15 protein-coding genes are annotated in these 16,015 nt (G+C 70.1%); 12 read left to right on the top strand and 3 right to left on the bottom strand.

Going from position 1 to position 16,015, the window contains the following annotated elements; translation table 11 throughout:
* Positions 1-35: 35 nt before the first annotated feature.
* From ACZ3HL_RS02425 to ACZ3HL_RS02435, 3 genes are all read left to right on the top strand, one after another.
* Entirely contained in the window at positions 36-719 is a 684-nt protein-coding gene (locus tag ACZ3HL_RS02425) for a response regulator transcription factor (protein WP_465529091.1), read from the top strand.
* The gene (locus ACZ3HL_RS02430) at positions 716-1,741 is read left to right on the top strand and encodes a HAMP domain-containing sensor histidine kinase (protein ID WP_465416281.1); all 1,026 of its coding nucleotides are present in this window, start codon (positions 716-718) and stop codon (positions 1,739-1,741) included. Before ACZ3HL_RS02425 ends, ACZ3HL_RS02430 begins: the two co-directional genes overlap by 4 nt.
* A gap of 70 nt (positions 1,742-1,811) precedes the next feature.
* Complete coding sequence (locus tag ACZ3HL_RS02435; protein ID WP_465528303.1) at positions 1,812-3,371, top strand: DUF4153 domain-containing protein; 1,560 nt, start codon at positions 1,812-1,814, stop codon at positions 3,369-3,371.
* A gap of 97 nt (positions 3,372-3,468) precedes the next feature.
* On the opposite strand, the gene ACZ3HL_RS02440 is transcribed toward ACZ3HL_RS02435, so the two are convergent.
* Together ACZ3HL_RS02440 and ACZ3HL_RS02445 are read right to left on the bottom strand one after the other, a co-directional pair.
* The gene (locus tag ACZ3HL_RS02440; RefSeq protein WP_465416277.1) at positions 3,469-3,834 is read right to left on the bottom strand and encodes an SSI family serine proteinase inhibitor; all 366 of its coding nucleotides are present in this window, start codon (positions 3,832-3,834) and stop codon (positions 3,469-3,471) included.
* 59 nt (positions 3,835-3,893) lie between these two features.
* Positions 3,894-5,516 carry a PucR family transcriptional regulator gene (locus tag ACZ3HL_RS02445; protein WP_465416275.1) on the bottom strand — a complete coding sequence of 541 codons (1,623 nt, stop codon included), beginning with the start codon at positions 5,514-5,516 and terminating at the stop codon, positions 3,894-3,896.
* A 145-nt stretch (positions 5,517-5,661) separates the two neighbouring features.
* Here ACZ3HL_RS02445 and ACZ3HL_RS02450 point away from each other — a divergent pair, with 145 nt between their 5' ends.
* Positions 5,662-7,158 carry a CoA-acylating methylmalonate-semialdehyde dehydrogenase gene (locus ACZ3HL_RS02450; RefSeq protein WP_465416273.1) on the top strand — a complete coding sequence of 499 codons (1,497 nt, stop codon included), beginning with the start codon at positions 5,662-5,664 and terminating at the stop codon, positions 7,156-7,158.
* A gap of 107 nt (positions 7,159-7,265) precedes the next feature.
* Here the strand turns inward: ACZ3HL_RS02450 and ACZ3HL_RS02455 are convergent, their stop codons facing one another.
* Positions 7,266-8,498 (bottom strand): lipase family protein, encoded by a 1,233-nt coding sequence (locus tag ACZ3HL_RS02455; protein ID WP_465416271.1) that lies wholly within the window; start codon positions 8,496-8,498, stop codon positions 7,266-7,268.
* Positions 8,499-8,758: 260 nt separating this feature from the next.
* On the opposite strand from ACZ3HL_RS02455, the gene ACZ3HL_RS02460 reads away from it, so the two are divergent.
* The 8 genes from ACZ3HL_RS02460 (at position 8,759) to ybeY (ending at position 16,005) form a co-directional block, all read left to right on the top strand.
* Positions 8,759-9,367 carry a DUF1707 SHOCT-like domain-containing protein gene (locus tag ACZ3HL_RS02460; RefSeq protein ID WP_465416269.1) on the top strand — a complete coding sequence of 203 codons (609 nt, stop codon included), beginning with the start codon at positions 8,759-8,761 and terminating at the stop codon, positions 9,365-9,367.
* Between the two features lie 122 nt (positions 9,368-9,489).
* Positions 9,490-10,029, top strand: coding sequence for a hypothetical protein (locus ACZ3HL_RS02465; protein WP_465528305.1), 540 nt, complete (start codon positions 9,490-9,492; stop codon positions 10,027-10,029).
* Between the two features lie 144 nt (positions 10,030-10,173).
* Positions 10,174-11,199: a heat-inducible transcriptional repressor HrcA gene (gene hrcA, locus ACZ3HL_RS02470; RefSeq protein WP_465416265.1), complete on the top strand. Its 1,026-nt coding sequence runs from the start codon at positions 10,174-10,176 to the stop codon at positions 11,197-11,199.
* Positions 11,200-11,241: 42 nt separating this feature from the next.
* Positions 11,242-12,405 carry a molecular chaperone DnaJ gene (gene dnaJ, locus ACZ3HL_RS02475; protein ID WP_465416264.1) on the top strand — a complete coding sequence of 388 codons (1,164 nt, stop codon included), beginning with the start codon at positions 11,242-11,244 and terminating at the stop codon, positions 12,403-12,405.
* 3 nt (positions 12,406-12,408) lie between these two features.
* Complete coding sequence (locus ACZ3HL_RS02480) at positions 12,409-13,161, top strand: 16S rRNA (uracil(1498)-N(3))-methyltransferase (RefSeq protein ID WP_465528306.1); 753 nt, start codon at positions 12,409-12,411, stop codon at positions 13,159-13,161.
* Positions 13,162-13,888: 727 nt separating this feature from the next.
* Positions 13,889-14,239: a histidine triad nucleotide-binding protein gene (locus tag ACZ3HL_RS02485; RefSeq protein ID WP_465416260.1), complete on the top strand. Its 351-nt coding sequence runs from the start codon at positions 13,889-13,891 to the stop codon at positions 14,237-14,239.
* 114 nt (positions 14,240-14,353) lie between these two features.
* Complete coding sequence (locus ACZ3HL_RS02490; RefSeq protein WP_465528308.1) at positions 14,354-15,454, top strand: PhoH family protein; 1,101 nt, start codon at positions 14,354-14,356, stop codon at positions 15,452-15,454.
* Positions 15,451-16,005, top strand: coding sequence for an rRNA maturation RNase YbeY (gene ybeY, locus ACZ3HL_RS02495; protein WP_126729494.1), 555 nt, complete (start codon positions 15,451-15,453; stop codon positions 16,003-16,005). Before ACZ3HL_RS02490 ends, ybeY begins: the two co-directional genes overlap by 4 nt.
* Positions 16,006-16,015: the final 10 nt, after the last annotated feature.

Consider the following 16,015-nt stretch of genomic DNA (forward strand, 5'->3'; position numbering starts at 1 on the left):
TTACAGTCATCCCCATGGAACTGGGAGGACGCCGGGTGCTGGTCGTCGAGGACGACGTGACCATCGCGGAGAGCATCGCCGCGCGGCTGCGGGCCGAGGGATTCACCGTGGACCTGGCGCACGACGGCCCGTCCGGCGTCGAGACCGACGCCGAACGCGAGCCGGACCTGGTGGTGCTCGACGTGATGCTGCCGGGGTTCGACGGGCTGGAGGTCTGCCGCCGGATCCAGGCCCGCCGCCCGGTCCCCGTGCTGATGCTGACCGCCCGGTCGGACGAGACGGACATGCTGATCGGCCTCGGCGTCGGCGCCGACGACTACCTCACCAAACCGTTCTCCATGCGGGTGCTCTCGGCGCGAGTGCACGCGCTGCTGCGCCGGGTCGAACGGTCGACCAGGACCGACGTGAGCGACACCGGCACGAAGATCGTGCTCGGTGACCTCGAAATCGACGTCGACCAGCGGCGGGTCACGCGCGCGGGCAAGCAGGCCCAGCTGACGCCGATCGAGTTCGACCTCCTCGTCCACTTCGCGAAACGCCCGAGGGCGGTGCAGCCGAGGGAACGCCTGCTCAGCGAGGTCTGGGACTGGGACGTCGCGGGCACCGGGTCGGGCACCCGCGCGGTCGACAGTCACATCAAGGCGCTGCGCCGCAAACTGGGCGCGGACCTGATCCGCACCGTGCACGGCGTCGGCTACGCCCTGGAGGTGGGATCGTGAAGCTGCGCCCGTTGCTCGGCCGCGTCGTCGACGCGCTCCCGAGACCGCTCGACCCGGTCCGGTCCATCAAGCTCAAGCTCGCGATCCTGCTGGTGTCCTCGGGCGGTATCGCGTTCGCCTTCTTCAACTGGCAGATCGGCTGGCTGCCGCCGCGGACCACGATCGCCGCGATGGTGCTCGCCGTGGTGACCTCGCAGATCCTGGCGCACGGGATGACCAGGCCGCTGCGCGAGATGACCGCCGCCGCCCGCGCGATGGCCAAGGGCGACTACACCCGGCGGGTCCGGGCGACCGCCCGCGACGAGGTCGGGGAGCTGTCGCACGCCTTCAACCAGATGGCCGCCGACCTCGACGCCTCGGATCAGCGCCGCCGCGAGCTGATCGCGAACGTCTCCCACGAACTCCGCACGCCGATCACCGCGCTGAACGGAGTGCTGGAGAACCTCGTCGACGGCGTCGCCAAACCCGATCCGGCGACGTTGAAGACCGCGTTGCAGCAGACCGAGCGACTCGGCAGGCTGGTCTCGGAACTCCTGGATCTCTCACGAATCGACGCGGGTGCTTTCCCCCTGCAACTGGAGGAGTTCGATCTCGAACTGCTGCTGGAGGAGGTCGCCGCCGAAGCGGGGACCACGGGTCGCGGAGCGCGGTTCACCGTCGACGTCCAGCCGCCGGGCGCGACGGCCGTCGCCGATCGAGGCCGGCTCTACCAGGTCGTGGTCAACCTGCTCGACAACGCCGTCCGGCACGGCCCGGCCGGGGGAGAGGTCCGGGTGCGGGCGGAGGCCCGCGAGGCCGACGTCGTCATCGAGGTCGAGGACGAAGGCCCCGGCATCCCGCCGGGGGAGCGGGACAGCGTGTTCGAGCGATTCACCCGCGGTGAGCGGGCGGGCGGCGGCGGCACCGGCCTCGGGCTCGCGATCGCGCGCTGGGTGGTCGACCTCCACGACGGCAGCATCGCCGTCGTCACGCCCGAGCACCGGCCGGGCTGTGTCATCCGCGTCGTGATCCCCGTTCCTTAGCCGCTTGCCGCGTGCTTCCGGCGGCCCCACACGATCTGCGAGATGTGCTTTCGCAAACTGGAGGTTCGAGATGAGCGAAAACCAAGAAGACCGGCAGGCGCACGCGTCGCCCCCGACGGAGACCGCCACGTTGCCGCCCGCGCCGCCGGCCCCGGTGCCGGTGCTGATGCGGCCCCGCGTGCCGCCCAAATCGGCGATCGTCCCGTTGCCCGGCTCCGTCCTGCCCGCGGCGGTCGCGGCCGGGCTGATCGCCGCCGTCGCCATGCCGGACGAGCCCGGAGCCGGCTGGTTCGTGGCCGGGCTCGCCTTCGCGGTGGCCGTCTACTTCGCCGACAAACGTGCCCGCGGCGACGCCGAACCGCATTTCCGCCTGGCCAACGCCGTCTGGGCGGCGGCCGCGCTCGGATTGCTCGCCGTCGGCATGTTCCGTGCGTCGGTGTGGCTGAACGTGTTGTGCGTGCCGGCCGCCCTCGTGGCCGGATCCCTCGCCGTGGTCGGGAAGCGCACGGTGAACACGATCATCTACGACGTCTTCGCGGTCCCGATCGAAGCGCTGCTCTCGATCCCGTGGATCGGGCGCGGGCTCGCGAAGCTCGGCAAGAATCAGGAAGGCCGTGCCAGGCCGAGGTTCGTGGTACCGGTGCTGACCAGCGTGTTGCTGCTGCTGGTGTTCGTGCCGCTCCTGCGTGGCGCGGACGCCGCGTTCGCGAACGTCGTCGACGCGGTGATCCCCGAACTGAACCCGGGAACGTTCGTGCGCTGGGGATTCTTCTTCGTCGTGGCCGCGTTCGCCGTGACCGGCGCGTGCTACCTGCTGGCGGCGCCTCCGCTGCCCGCTGCCGACGACGCGCCACGCAAACGGCTCAAGCACCGGCTCGAATGGACGTTGCCGCTCGGTGTGCTGGTGGCGCTGTTCACGAGCTTCGTCGTGGTCCGCCTGGTCGTGTTGTTCGGCGGCACCGAATACGTCCTGGCCACGAGCGGGCTGACCGCGGCCGAATACGCCAGGAGCGGGTTCTGGCAGCTGTCCGCGATCACCGTGCTGACCCTGCTGCTCGTCGCCGCCGCGTTGCGCTGGGCGCCGAAGTCCACGATGGCCGACCGCGCCTGGCAACGCGGGCTGCTCGGCGCGTTGAGCGTGCTCAGCCTGGTACTGGTCGCCTCGGCGTTGAGTCGCATGTGGACATACCAGCAGGCGTACGGGTTCACCGTGCTGCGGTTGCTGGTCGAGGTCTGCGAACTCTGGATCGGCCTGACCTTCGTGCTGGTGCTCGTATCCCTGATCCCGCTGCGGTCGGCCTGGCTGCCCCGCGCGGCCATCGGAGCCGCCGTCGCGGCGCTGCTCGGACTGGCCGTCCTCGATCCGGAACGGTTCATCGCCGACCGCAACATCGACCGGCTGGCGCACGGGAAGCCGCTCGATACCCGTTATCTGTCCGGGTTTTCCGCCGATGTCGTGCCGTCGGCGGACCGGCTTCCCGAGCCACTGCGGTCCTGCGTGCTCAGGCCGGTCGTGCGGGAAATTTCGGAAGATGATTGGCGCGATTGGAACCTGAGCCGGTCCCTCGCGCGTCAGACCCCTGTCGCCGCGGAGGGCGGGGCCGGGTGCCGGTACCCGGCCCGTCCTTGAGTCGTGACACCACGGCCTTGATCGCCCTCGTGGGGGTGAGGGCGATCAAGGCCGCGGTGAATGGTGCCGCCGGGTCACCGAGGGGGAGACCCGGTGGTCAGAAGGTGAAGACGCCCGCCGACTCGGCGTCGGCTACGCAACGGTTCGCGTAGGAGGTGCGGTAGGTGACCGGTTCGCCGCGCCATTTGCCGACCGCGGAGACGTCCACCGGGGCGTACTCGAGGGTGCAGGCCCGCGGTTCCGGGCGGAGCCTGTCGAACTCCCCGTCCACTTCGGACAGTTTGGCGCAGGCGTTCCCGCGCGCGGGGTGGGAACCCCCGGTGGGACCGCAGGTGAGCGAGACGGTGCCGACCCGGCCCCTGGTGTCGTGGCTGGTCAGCTGGAACGTGGATTCGGCGGGGTGCGCCGGGGCCATACAGGCCAGCGCGAGCACGCAGGCGCCGATCGGTTCGAAGAAAGCCATATCAACCCTATCGGCTGACGTGACCCGGTCACTGTGTTCCACTCTCGGGTGAGATTTGCTCACTCGGACGTGTGGTCGTCGGCTTTTCGAATGTCGTGCGCGAGCAAAGCGACATAAAGCGAGAGCATCGACTCCGGATCTTCGAGCCGCACCCCGAGGACCTGCTCGATCCTGGCCAGTTGCTGGTAGTAGGCGGTGCGGGAGGTGTGCGCGGCGGCGGCCGCCGCCGACTTGTTGCCGCCGTGCTCGCAGTAATGCCTCAACGCCTGGACGAGTCTGCTGCCCTGTGCGGCGTCCCGGCTCAGCAGCGGGCCGAGCTCCCGCGCGGCGAACGCGGTGATCCGTTCGTCGCCTGCCAGCAGATGCAGCAGCCCACGCAAGCGGACGTCGTCGAGCCGGTGGACCACCCGTTCGACGTTCTCGGCGAGCGCCGCTGCGGCCACCTGCGCGGCTTCGACGAGCGTCCGGCGCGCGTCGGCGGGCCCGGCGCCTGTGGTCCCGACCGCGACCACGGCGGGTGCGCCGGCGCGGGCCTCGTGGACGTCGTTCGCCAGCCGCCTCAGCACCGCGTCGACCCCCGCCTCCGGCGACAGCGCGATCAGCGCGCGCACCTGGGTGTCGTCGGTGGCCACCAGCGCGGACACCTTGGCGTGCCGCGCGGCGAGCACGGTCGCCTCGGCGAGTTCCCGCAGCAGCACCGGCGTGGACTGCGCGGTCTTGGCGGTCACGGTGATCCGTGGCCGCACGGCGACCCCGACCAGCAGCCGTCCCGTCAGCGGGACACCCAGCGCCGAGGCCCGCGCGGTCAGTTCGGCGGGCGGCACCGGGTTCGCCAGCAGTTCGGTCAGGATCGCGCGGTGCGCCTGCCGTTCGAGACTGTCGGTGTCCTTGGCGACCAGCCGGTGCACCGCGAGCGCGGACGCGGCCCGTTCGGCGACCACCACGTGCCGGTGCGGCGGCGGATCCCCGCAGACGACGACCAGCCGCCCCCAGTCGTGCCCGCGCGCGCCGACCACGGTGATCAGCCAGCCCGCTCCCGGGTGGTAACCGGTCCGCTCGCCGACCTGCACCGGCCGCGACCGGGACGGCCAGCCGGGCAGCAGTTCGCCCGGGTCGGTCCCGGCCGTGTCGTAGGCGAGGACCTCGTGCGAGAGCGTCTCCAGCACGACCGGATGTTCGGTGAGCCTCGCGACCTCGCGCAGGATGTCGCCCGGTTCGGCGCCGGCGACGGTCAGCGCGGTGAAGGTCTCGTGGACCCGTTCCGCCGCGCGGAGCTCGTCGACCTGGGCGTCGACGATCAGCCCGTTCACCGCCTCGGTGACCGACACGAACCGCGTCTCGCGGGAAAGGGTGATCAGCGGGACACCGTGCCGGTCCGCGGCGTCGACCAGCGCGGGCGGCAGCTTCTCGCTCCAATGGCGGACCAGTTCGACCACGATCCCGGCGACGCCGACGCCCGCCAGGTCCGCGACGTACCTGGCCAGCGCGGTGCCGTCGTCGGGCAGCGCGACCCCGGTGGTGAGCACGAGTTCCCCGCCGCGCAGCAACGGGGCGATGTCCGCGACCTCGGCGACGTGCGCCCAGCGGACCGGCGCGTCCAGCCCCGCCGCCCCCGCCACCACATGAGGCCTGCCCTGGCGCAGCACCGGCAGCGCGAGCACCTCGGCGACGGTCGGGTACATCGGCCTCCCACTCGGATCGGCAACGCTGGAGACAGACTGTACGGCCGGGACCGGGAGTCCGTACACGTTGCCGATGGCGTCGGTGTGGCGCGCGCGCCCAGACTCGACCGGGAGCAGGCATCCGGCGATCAGGAGGGCGGAACCCGTGACCGACCGCATCACCCATTGGATAGACGGCAAACCGTGCGAAGGCGTGAGCGAACGATCCGGGGACGTGTTCGATCCGGCCACCGGCCAGGTGCGGGCGAAGGTGGCCTTCGCGGCGCAGGACGACGTCGACGCAGCCGTCGCGGCCGCGTCCCGGGCGCTGCCGGGCTGGCGCGGGACTTCGCTGGCCGGGCGGACGCGGGTGCTGTTCGCCTTCCGCGAGCTGCTTTCCGCGCGGCGTCACGAGCTGGCGAAGATCGTCACGAGCGAACACGGCAAGGTCGAATCCGACGCGGCGGGCGAAGTCGCGCGCGCGATCGAGAACGTCGAGTACGCCTGCGGTGCCGCGCAGCTGCTCAAGGGCGGGTTCAGCGAGAACGCCTCCACCGGTGTCGACGTCTACTCGATCTCGCAACCGCTGGGCGTGGTCGGCGTGATCTCGCCGTTCAACTTCCCGGCGATGGTCCCGCTGTGGTTCGTGCCGAACGCGCTCGCCTGCGGCAACACCGTCGTGCTCAAGCCGAGTGAGAAGGACCCGTCCGCGGCCGTGTTCATCGCGGAACTGTTCGCCGAGGCAGGCCTGCCCGACGGCGTCCTCAACGTGCTGCACGGCGACAAGGTGGCCGTCGACGGGCTGCTGGAACACCGCGACGTCAAGGCGATCTCGTTCGTCGGCTCGACGCCGATCGCGAAGTACGTCTACGAAACCGGGACCAGGCACGGCAAACGTGTGCAGGCGCTCGGCGGCGCGAAGAACCACATGGTCGTGCTCCCGGACGCGGACCTCGACCTCGCCGCCGACGCGGCCGTCTCGGCGGGCTTCGGCTCGGCGGGGGAGCGGTGCATGGCGGTGTCGGTCGTGGTCGCGGTCGACCCGGTCGGCGACGAACTGGTCGCGAAGATCGCCGAGCGGATCACGCGGCTGCGCGTCGGCGACGGCATGCGGCCCACCTCGGAGATGGGGCCGCTCGTCACCGCCGCCCACCACGAACGCGTCGAGTCCTATGTCGGGGCTGGGGTCGACGCGGGCGCCCGGCTCGTCGTCGACGGCCGCGGCGTCGAGGTCGACGGCGAGGACGGCGGGTTCTGGCTCGGCCCGACGCTGTTCGACCACGTCACACCGGAGATGTCGATCTACACCGACGAGATCTTCGGGCCGGTGCTGGCGGTCGCGCGGGCCGAGGGGTACGACGCGGCGCTGGAGCTGATCAACGGCAACCCCTACGGCAACGGCACCGCGATCTTCACCAACGACGGGCGGGCCGCGCGGCGGTTCCAGAACGAGGTCGAGGTCGGGATGGTCGGCGTGAACGTGCCGATCCCGGTGCCGGTCGGCTACTACTCGTTCGGCGGGTGGAAGGACTCGCTGTTCGGGGACAGCCACGCCTACGGGCCGGAAGGGTTCCATTTCTTCACGCGGACGAAGGTCGTCACCTCGCGGTGGCCGGACCCCTCGCAGGGCGGCGTGAACCTCGGGTTCCCGCGCAACAGCTGACGCTCCAGCCCCGCTCGAGTCCGTGAAGGCCTCCTTGAGGGACTCTGGGTCCCTCAAGGAGGCCTTCACGGACCGGGGCCATCGCGAGGCCGTCGGGGTGGGGGACGTCAGAACCGGCCGCAGTTGCCGGAGCCCGCTTGCCCGGCGAACGCGCCCTTCAGCCACGCGGTGGCGTCGTTGGGCGCTGCCAGCATGCCCATCGCGTGGGACAGGAACGGCGTGAAGGTCGTCAGGTCCTTCCACTGGACGTTGGCGCCCTTGGCGCACCAGTCCTTCGCCATCTGCTTGCCGACGGCGGCCGGGATCACGTCGTCCATCGGGCTCTGCTGGACCATGACCGGCATGGCGGGCTTGAGGGTGCCGATGCGGTTTTCCGCCACGATCGCGTCGAACGGCGGCTGGGACAGGTAGGCGGAAACCGGCTTGCCGTCCTTCGTCAGCGATCCGGACTGCTTGTACATGAACTGGAGGACCGCGTTCATGGTGCAGGTCTGCCGGGCCTTCAAGAACAGGTCGGCCCCGGTCGGGTTGGCCAGGTTCATCAGCTTGGCCTCGGGGTAGGCCTGGTTGATGCCGATCAGGGCATAGCCGAGGAACCCGAAGTACATGCCGCCGTCCAGCGACTTCGACAGCGCGGCCTTGTCCGCGGGCGGTGCGCCGGAGTAGACGCCTTTGACGTCCAGTTCGGGTGCGTAGGTGGCGGCCAGTTCGGCGGCCGCCGCGGCGGCACTGCCACCCTCGGAATAACCGGCGATGCCCACCGGGCCATGGGCGGGCAGCCCGGTTCCGGGCAGCCGCTGCGCGGCGCGGACGACATCGAGCACGGTGTGCGCTTCGGACAGCCGGACGACGTACGGGTGATCGCCGCTGCCTTCGACCCACGGTCCGATGTAGTCGGTCTGCGCCACGGCGAACCCGGCACCCAGCAACGCGTCGACGAAACCGCCTTGGAACCCGGAGACCAGGTCCGAGGCCCCTTCGCCCGCGAGGGTCTTCGACGGGGCGCAGTCAGGTCCCATGCCGAAGGTGAAGGGCGCGTAGGCCACGATCGGCCGCTCGCCGGGACCGTTCCACGGTGTGTCCGGTACCAGAACGGTGCCGCTCACCGCGACTTGCTTGTCCTTGTTGTCCCGGGACAGATATTGGATCCGGGTCGCCTTCGCCCCTTTGTAGGTCGAGGGCTGCGACTTGACCACGTCACCGTTCTCGCCGGCGGGAAGTGGTGAAGAGGAGGTGTACACCGAATTCGTGTCCGCGTTCGCGGCCGGAGCGCCGAGCGCCGCCGCGACCAGGGTCGCGGTCATGATGGCGATCAGGACACGGCGAAAGGAAGAAGTCATTACTGTGCTCCACGCTGAGTCGGAAAGTGGGCCGGTGGAAGAAACTCCCGCACGTGACCTAGATGGAAGCCCTTCCGGGCCCGGGCGGTCAATGGCCGATCGTCGAATTGTCACGGCGGACCGGCCGGTCGTGTCCGGAATTGTCAATGGCGTTGGTTTTGTCATTCCGGTCAGTGTGGAGCAACTGATTTCACTCATGGTGGTCAGTTCGGCCGACGCGCAATTTCCGGGATTCGCCGATTCCGGTTAGCATCGCCGTCATGTCGGAACCGAAGCGATCGGCGATGCGGGTGGCCGATTCCGATCGCGAAAGCGTCGCGCAACTGCTGTACGAAGCCATGGGTGCGGGACGGATCACCGCCGGTGAACTGGAAACGAGGCTGGACGCCGTCTACGCGGCCAAGACCTTCGCGGAATTCGAGCCCGTGGTCGCCGATCTGGCCTCCGGCGGCACATTCGCCCTGCCTCACCCCGGAGACGGCGAGCAAGGCGGACGGCGTTCGTTCGCCGTCATGTCCGCCACCACGCGGCGGTTCGACGGGCCGCTGCCGCCGCGCCACGTCACCCGCGCCTTCTGGGGCAGCGTGCGCCTCGATCTGCGGCATGCCCGGATCGCCGCCGGGCCCTGCACGATCAGGGCGGTGGCGGTCATGGGCGGCGTCAAGATCGTGGTCCCCGAGGACTTCGCCGTCGACGTCCGCGGAATCGGCCTGATGGGCGGATTCGGCACCGGGCGCAGGACGGGCCGGCGGCGGCCTGCGGCGGGCGCGCCGGTTCTGCGCGTCACGGGTTTCGCCTGGTGGGGGTCGGTGAAAGTGATCCGGAAGCCGCTGGAGTCGCGGCGACGATCCGTTCGCGGACGTGGCTGACGTATCCGCGCCGACCCGGCCGAAAGGCCCGGGCAAACAGGGCCTTGGTCTCCAAACGCGACCGTCGCGTTCGCGACTCACCGGGTAAGGAATCAGTCCCTGCTCCCGGAGGTCGTCCCACCATGAAGATCAACCACAAGATCGCCGTCGTCACCGGGGTCGCGGCGAGCGCCGCGCTCCTGCTCGGCGGGGTCGCCCAGGCCTACACGCTGGACCCGGCCGACGGCACCGGTTTCGTCGGCAAGGGCGAGGTCCAGACACCCTTCGGCTGGAACAACGCCAAGCTGCAGGCCAACGCCGCCGGGGTGAGCTTCACCTACGAGGTGTCCGACAGCTACACGGCGGTGTGCACCTGGATCACCGGCGAGGGCACGCGTGGCCAGAAGACCCACAATGTCGATCACCGCACTTCGACGTCCGTCGCCAGCAGCGTGGCCTATGACGCCAGAGTGAAGAGCCAGATCACCGGCTTCACGCTCAAGGGTTTCGGCGCCACCACCACGACGGGTGCGGTGCCCGAGGTCGGCGGGACCTGCCCGGGGAACCCGGGCACCGACGGCACCTGGACGAGTGTCACGCAGACAGGTTCCACCGGCGGCCTGTACGTCCACCACGACATCGCGGTCGCGCTGCTGGTGCCCACCGTGCCGTCGGCCGTCTGAGCAGGAACGCCCACGGTAGAGGGGCCTCGTGAGTGGCCGGTTCCCACCGTCCCGGCCACTCGCGAGGCCGAAAGAAGTCCGGTGGCCCCCGGGGCACTTCGCCTTCCGTAAACTCGTTGTGAGGACGAGCCGAGGGAGGTGCGGGTGGCCAACGCGGAAGAACGCCGATTCGAAGTGCTGCGCGCGATCGTCGCCGATTACGTCTCCAACCAGGAGCCGGTCGGGTCCAAGGCGATCGTCGACAGACACAACCTCGGGGTGTCCAGCGCCACGGTGCGCAACGACATGGCGGCCCTGGAAGAAGAGGGCTACATCACACAGCCCCACACCAGCGCGGGCCGGATCCCCACCGACAAGGGATACCGCCTGTTCGTCGACCGGATCGCCGAGGTCAAACCGCTCAGCGCGGCCGAACGCCGGGCCATCACCGCGTTCCTCGACAGCGGCACCGACGTCGACGACGTCCTGCGCCGCTCCGTCCGGCTGCTCGCGCAGCTGACCAGGCAGGTCGCGGTCATCCAGTACCCGATGATGACCAACTCCGCCGTCCGCCACCTCGAAGTGGTGCCGCTCACCCCCGCGCGGCTGATGCTGGTGCTGATCACCGATTCCGGCCGCGTCGACCAGCGCACCGTCGACCTCGGGGACGTCATCACCGAGGAGAACGTCGCCAGGCTGCGCATGGTGCTCAACGGGGCGCTGGCGGGCCGCCGGCTCTCCGACGCCGCGGCGGCGGTCGCCGAACTGCCCGAGAAGTCGCCGGGCGAGCTGCGCGACAGCCTCACCCGCGTCTGTACCGTGCTGGTGGAATCGCTGGTCGAACACCCCGAAGAGCGGCTGGTGCTCGGCGGCACGGCCAACCTGACCCGCAACGTCTCGGACTTCCCCGGATCGCTGCGGCAGGTGCTGGAGGCGCTCGAGGAGCAGGTCATCGTGCTCAAGCTGCTGGCGGCCGCCCGCAACCCCGGTGCGATCAGCGTGCGCATCGGTGAGGAAAATGAGGACGAGCAGATGCGCAGCACCTCGGTGGTGTCCATCGGCTACGGGATGGACGACATGCTGCTGGGCGGCATGGGCGTCGTCGGGCCGACCAGGATGGACTACCCGAACACCATCGCCGCGGTGCGCGCGGTGGCGAACTACGTGGGGCAGATCCTCTCCGGCCGCTGAACGCGGCGTTGAGGTCGAAGTCAGAAGGAGAAGGCGAAGACGGTGGCGAGGGACTATTACGGCATTCTCGGGGTTGCGAAGAACGCGACGGATCAGGAGATCAAGCGCGCGTACCGCAAACTGGCCCGTGAACTGCACCCCGACGTCAACCCGTCGGAAGACGCCCAGCACCGCTTCGGCGAGGTGACCACCGCGTACGAGGTGCTGTCCGACCCGCAGAAGCGCAAGGTCGTCGACCTCGGCGGCGACCCGATGGACGGCGGCGCCCGCGGTGGCGGCGGAGACCCGTTCTCGGGCTTCGGCGGCCTCGGCGACATCATGGACGCCTTCTTCGGCGCCGCCGGGGGTGGCGGCGGCCGCGGTCGTGGCCCGCGCAGCCGCGTGCAGCCCGGCTCCGACGCGCTCATCCGCCTCGGCCTCACCCTCGAGGAATGCGCCACCGGCGTCGACCGCGAGATCACCGTCGACACCGCCATCGTCTGCGACCTGTGCCGCGGTGCCGGCGCGGCCGAAGGCACCGGCACCAAGACCTGCGACACCTGCGGCGGCGCGGGCGAGGTCCAGTCCGTGCAGCGGTCCTTCCTCGGCCAGGTGGTCACGGCCCGTCCCTGCCCGGTCTGCCGCGGCTTCGGCGAGGTCATCCCCGACCCCTGCCGCCAGTGCGGCGGCGACGGCCGCGTGCGTGCCCGCCGCAACGTCACCGCCAAGATCCCGCCGGGCGTCGGCGACGGCATGCGCATCCGCCTCTCCGGCCAGGGCGAGGTCGGCCCCGGTGGCGGCCCCGCGGGCGACCTGTACGTCGAGATCGACGAAGCCCCCCACGAGGTGTTCGTCCGGCAGGGCAACGACCTGCATTGCAACTTCCGCATCCCGATGACCACCGCCGCCCTCGGCGCCACGGTGCCCATCGAGACGCTCGTCGACGGCGACTACGAACTCGACATCGAACCGGGCACCCAGCCCGCCACCGAACTCGTGCTCACCGCCAAGGGCATGCCGCGGCTGCGGTCCTCCGGCCGCGTCGACGGCCGCGGCGACCTGCACGTCCACATCGACGTCGTCGTCCCGACCAAACTCGACGACGCCCAGCGCGACCTCCTCGTCGAACTCGCCCAGCAGCGCGGCGAAGACGTCCCTTCGCTCGCCTCGAACGGCTCCAAGCCCGGCGGGCTGTTCTCCAAGCTGCGCACCAAGAACCACCGGTAACCCGTGCCCGAGACGACACTGCCGGTCTTCCTCACCGCCGCGCTGCCCGGCTCCGGGCGCACCACGCTCGACGGTGAGGAAGCCCGGCACGCCGCCACCGTCCGCCGTCTGCGCGTCGGCGAACGTCTCGTGCTTTCGGACGGCGAAGGCGGCATGGCGCGCTGCGTCGTCGAAGCCGTCCAGGCGGGCCGCGACGCTGCGCTCACCCTCGCGATCGAAGAACACTGGACCGAGGAACCGCCCGCACTGCGCGTCATCGTCGCCCAGGCGCTCGCGAAAGGCGACCGCGGCGAACTCGCCGTCGAACTCGCCACCGAAGCCGGCGCCGACGCCATCGTCCCCTGGCGCGCCGCGCGCAGCGTCGCCCGCTGGGAAGAAGGAACCCGCGGCGACAAGGCCCTTACCCGCTGGCGCACCACCGCCCGCGCCGCCGCCAAACAGGCCCGCCGCGCCCACGTCCCCGAAGTCGGCGAACCCGTCACCACCCGGGAACTCGCCGAACTCGCCCTGACCGTTTCCCGCGCACTCGTCCTCGAGTCCGGCATCACCACCCGCCTCACCGAGATCGAACTCCCGGCACAGGGCGACATCCTCCTCGTCGTCGGCCCCGAAGGCGGCATCACCGACGAAGAACTGAGCACCCTCGGCGACGCCGGCGCGACCGCCATTCGGTTGGGCCCCACCGTTTTGCGCACCTCCACCGCCGCCGCCGTGGCCCTCGGGGCGCTAGGGGTTCTCACAGAACGCTGGAAGTGAAAAAACACCCCACCAATTTGCGGCGAGTTATGGCGCGATCACGCAAACAGCCGTTACTCTCGTTAACTGACGCGCAACACACGGTTTCGGCGCGCCACTGGGGATGAAACCCGGTCGCGCGCGTGAATCCCCGCCGGGCACCTCCCCCCTCGGTCCGGCGGAGCCGCGGCGGCGGTGGGCCGACCCCCAGGGCCCACCGCGCCGCGGCATCTTCATTTCCGACCTTCGCTCCTTGCTGCATCCCGAAATTCGCGCCGCGGCGCGGTTCCGCGTGGTGACCGTGGGGCCGAGCCTCGGCCCCACGGTGAGGTCGGCGGTGGTCCTCGGTATCGGCGTGACTCGCGTGATCAGGGGCGGAACTCGCGTGAGTGCGGTCTCGCGACCACCCCGACCGAACGGTCGGCTTCAAGTACTGGGGAAGGTGTGAAGGCCCCCTTCCCTCGGCTGACCCGAGGGAAGGGGGCCTTCACGCGCAGCCGTTGTGGCTGCTGGTGCTTCCGGGGTGAAAGTGGTGATCACGAGATCCGTGAAGGCCTCCTTCACTACCCTCAGGGTAGGCAAGGAGGCCTTCACGGACCGGGCTTGCGTTCAGCCCCAGCCTGAACGACCACCTCGACCACCCCGACCGAGATGCGTGGACGCGAAGGGGACGTTCCTCGCATGCGACGCGACGAAAGCTCCCTTCGCCCCGTCCGCGTGGGGCTCTCGCGGGCGATAGGGTGGGGGGATGAGTGACGCGGAGACGTTGTTCGAGCGGATCATCGCGGGGGAGATCCCGTCCGAGAAGGTGTACGAGGACGAGACGACGTATGCGTTTCGGGACATAGCGCCGCAGGCTCGGGTGCATGTGCTCGTGGTGCCGAAGAAGCGGTACAGGAACGTGGCCGAGCTGGCCGCGGGTGACCCGCAACTCCTCGCCGATGTGGCGCTTACGGCCCGTAAGGTCGCGGAGATCGAGGGGATCGCCGAGTCCGGGTACCGGGTGGTGTTCAACACCGACGGTGACGCCGGGCAGACCGTCTTCCACGTGCACGCGCACGTGCTCGGCGGCGAGCAGCTGGGGCATTTCGGCCGCTGAGGCGCGCGCCCCGCGGAAACCGGACTGCGTGCCGACACCCGCAACCAGTAACATCGAACTTGTCACTGTCGTTGAAAATCGCAGCGTAAGCGCAGGAAGTAGGCCCGAGGCCACGTGGCCGGAACCGTACCGGGTGAAGCCGCCCGACCCGACGTTCCCGCGGACGTCATCCCGACGAAGACCGACGAGGCCGCGATCACCGAGGCGGCCCAGTCCCGATTCCCCATCCCCGACGCCGCCGCGCTCAGCCTGCTCGGCTCGAGGGACGAAAACCTCCGCGTCGCCGAGGAACTCCTCGCCGCCGACGTCCACGTCCGGGGCAACGAGGTCACCCTGACCGGCGCCCCCGCCGACGTCGCCTTCGCGGAGCGCGTCTTCGCCGAACTCGTGACGCTCGCCGGCCGCGGCCAGCAGGTCGACCCGGCCACCGTCCGCCGCACCGTGGGCATGCTCTCCACCGGTGACCACGAGTCACCGGCCGAAGTGCTGAGCATGAACATCATCTCCCGGCGCGGCAAGACGATCCGGCCCAAGACGCTCAACCAGAAACGCTACGTCGACGCCATCGACAAGCACACGATCGTCTTCGGCATCGGCCCCGCCGGTACCGGCAAGACGTATCTCGCCATGGCGAAGGCCGTCCAGGCACTGCAGGCGAAGCAGGTCACGCGCATCGTGCTGACCCGCCCGGCGGTCGAAGCCGGTGAGCGCCTCGGCTACCTGCCGGGCACGCTCAACGAGAAGATCGACCCGTACCTGCGCCCGCTCTACGACGCGCTGCACGACATGGTCGAGCCCGAGTCGATCCCGCGGCTGATGCAGGCGGGCACCATCGAGATCGCGCCGCTGGCGTACATGCGCGGCCGCACCCTCAACGACGCCTTCATCATCCTCGACGAAGCGCAGAACACCACGCCGGAACAGATGAAGATGTTCCTCACCCGGCTCGGGTTCGGCGCCAAGATCGTCGTCACCGGCGACGTCACGCAGGTCGACCTCCCCAACGGCCAGAAGAGCGGCCTGCGGGTGGTCCGCGACATCCTCGAAGGTGTCGAGGACCTGCACTTCGCCCAGCTCACCAGCCAGGACGTGGTGCGGCACAAGCTGGTCGGCGACATCGTCGACGCGTACGAGAAGTGGCAGGCGCTGCAGGACAGCCAGGACCAGGGCCGTCAGAACCAGGGCAACGGCTGGAAAGGGCAGCGCCGGTCATGAGCATCGAGATCGCCAATGAATCGGGCGTGAACGTCGACGAGACCTCCATCGTGTCGGCCGCCCGCTTCGCGCTCGACAAGATGGAGGTCAGCCCGCTCGCCGAGCTGTCCATCCTGCTCGTCACCCTCGAGGTGATGGAGGACCTGCACGAGCGGTGGATGGACCTGCCCGGTCCCACCGACGTGATGGCCTTCCCGATGGACGAGCTCGACTCGTCACGCCGCCCCGACGCACCGGACGCCTCGCCCGCGCTGCTCGGCGACATCGTGCTGTGCCCGGCGTTCGCGAAGGACCAGGCCAAGACGGCGGGTCACTCGCTGATGGACGAGCTGCACCTGCTCACCACGCACGGCGTGCTGCACCTGCTCGGCTACGACCACGCCGAACCGGCCGAGGAACGCGAGATGTTCGGCCTGCAGAAGCGGATCCTCGGCGAGTTCCAGGCGGCCGTGGCCGCGCTCAACAAGCGTGACGCGCAGCGCTCCGCGGACGACAGGCTCCTCGGCACCGCGGGCCTCGACGCCGTGCCCGCCGACGAACCCCCGGCCTAGGCGGCGCCGG

This window comes from Amycolatopsis sp. NPDC000009 (assembly GCF_055563465.1).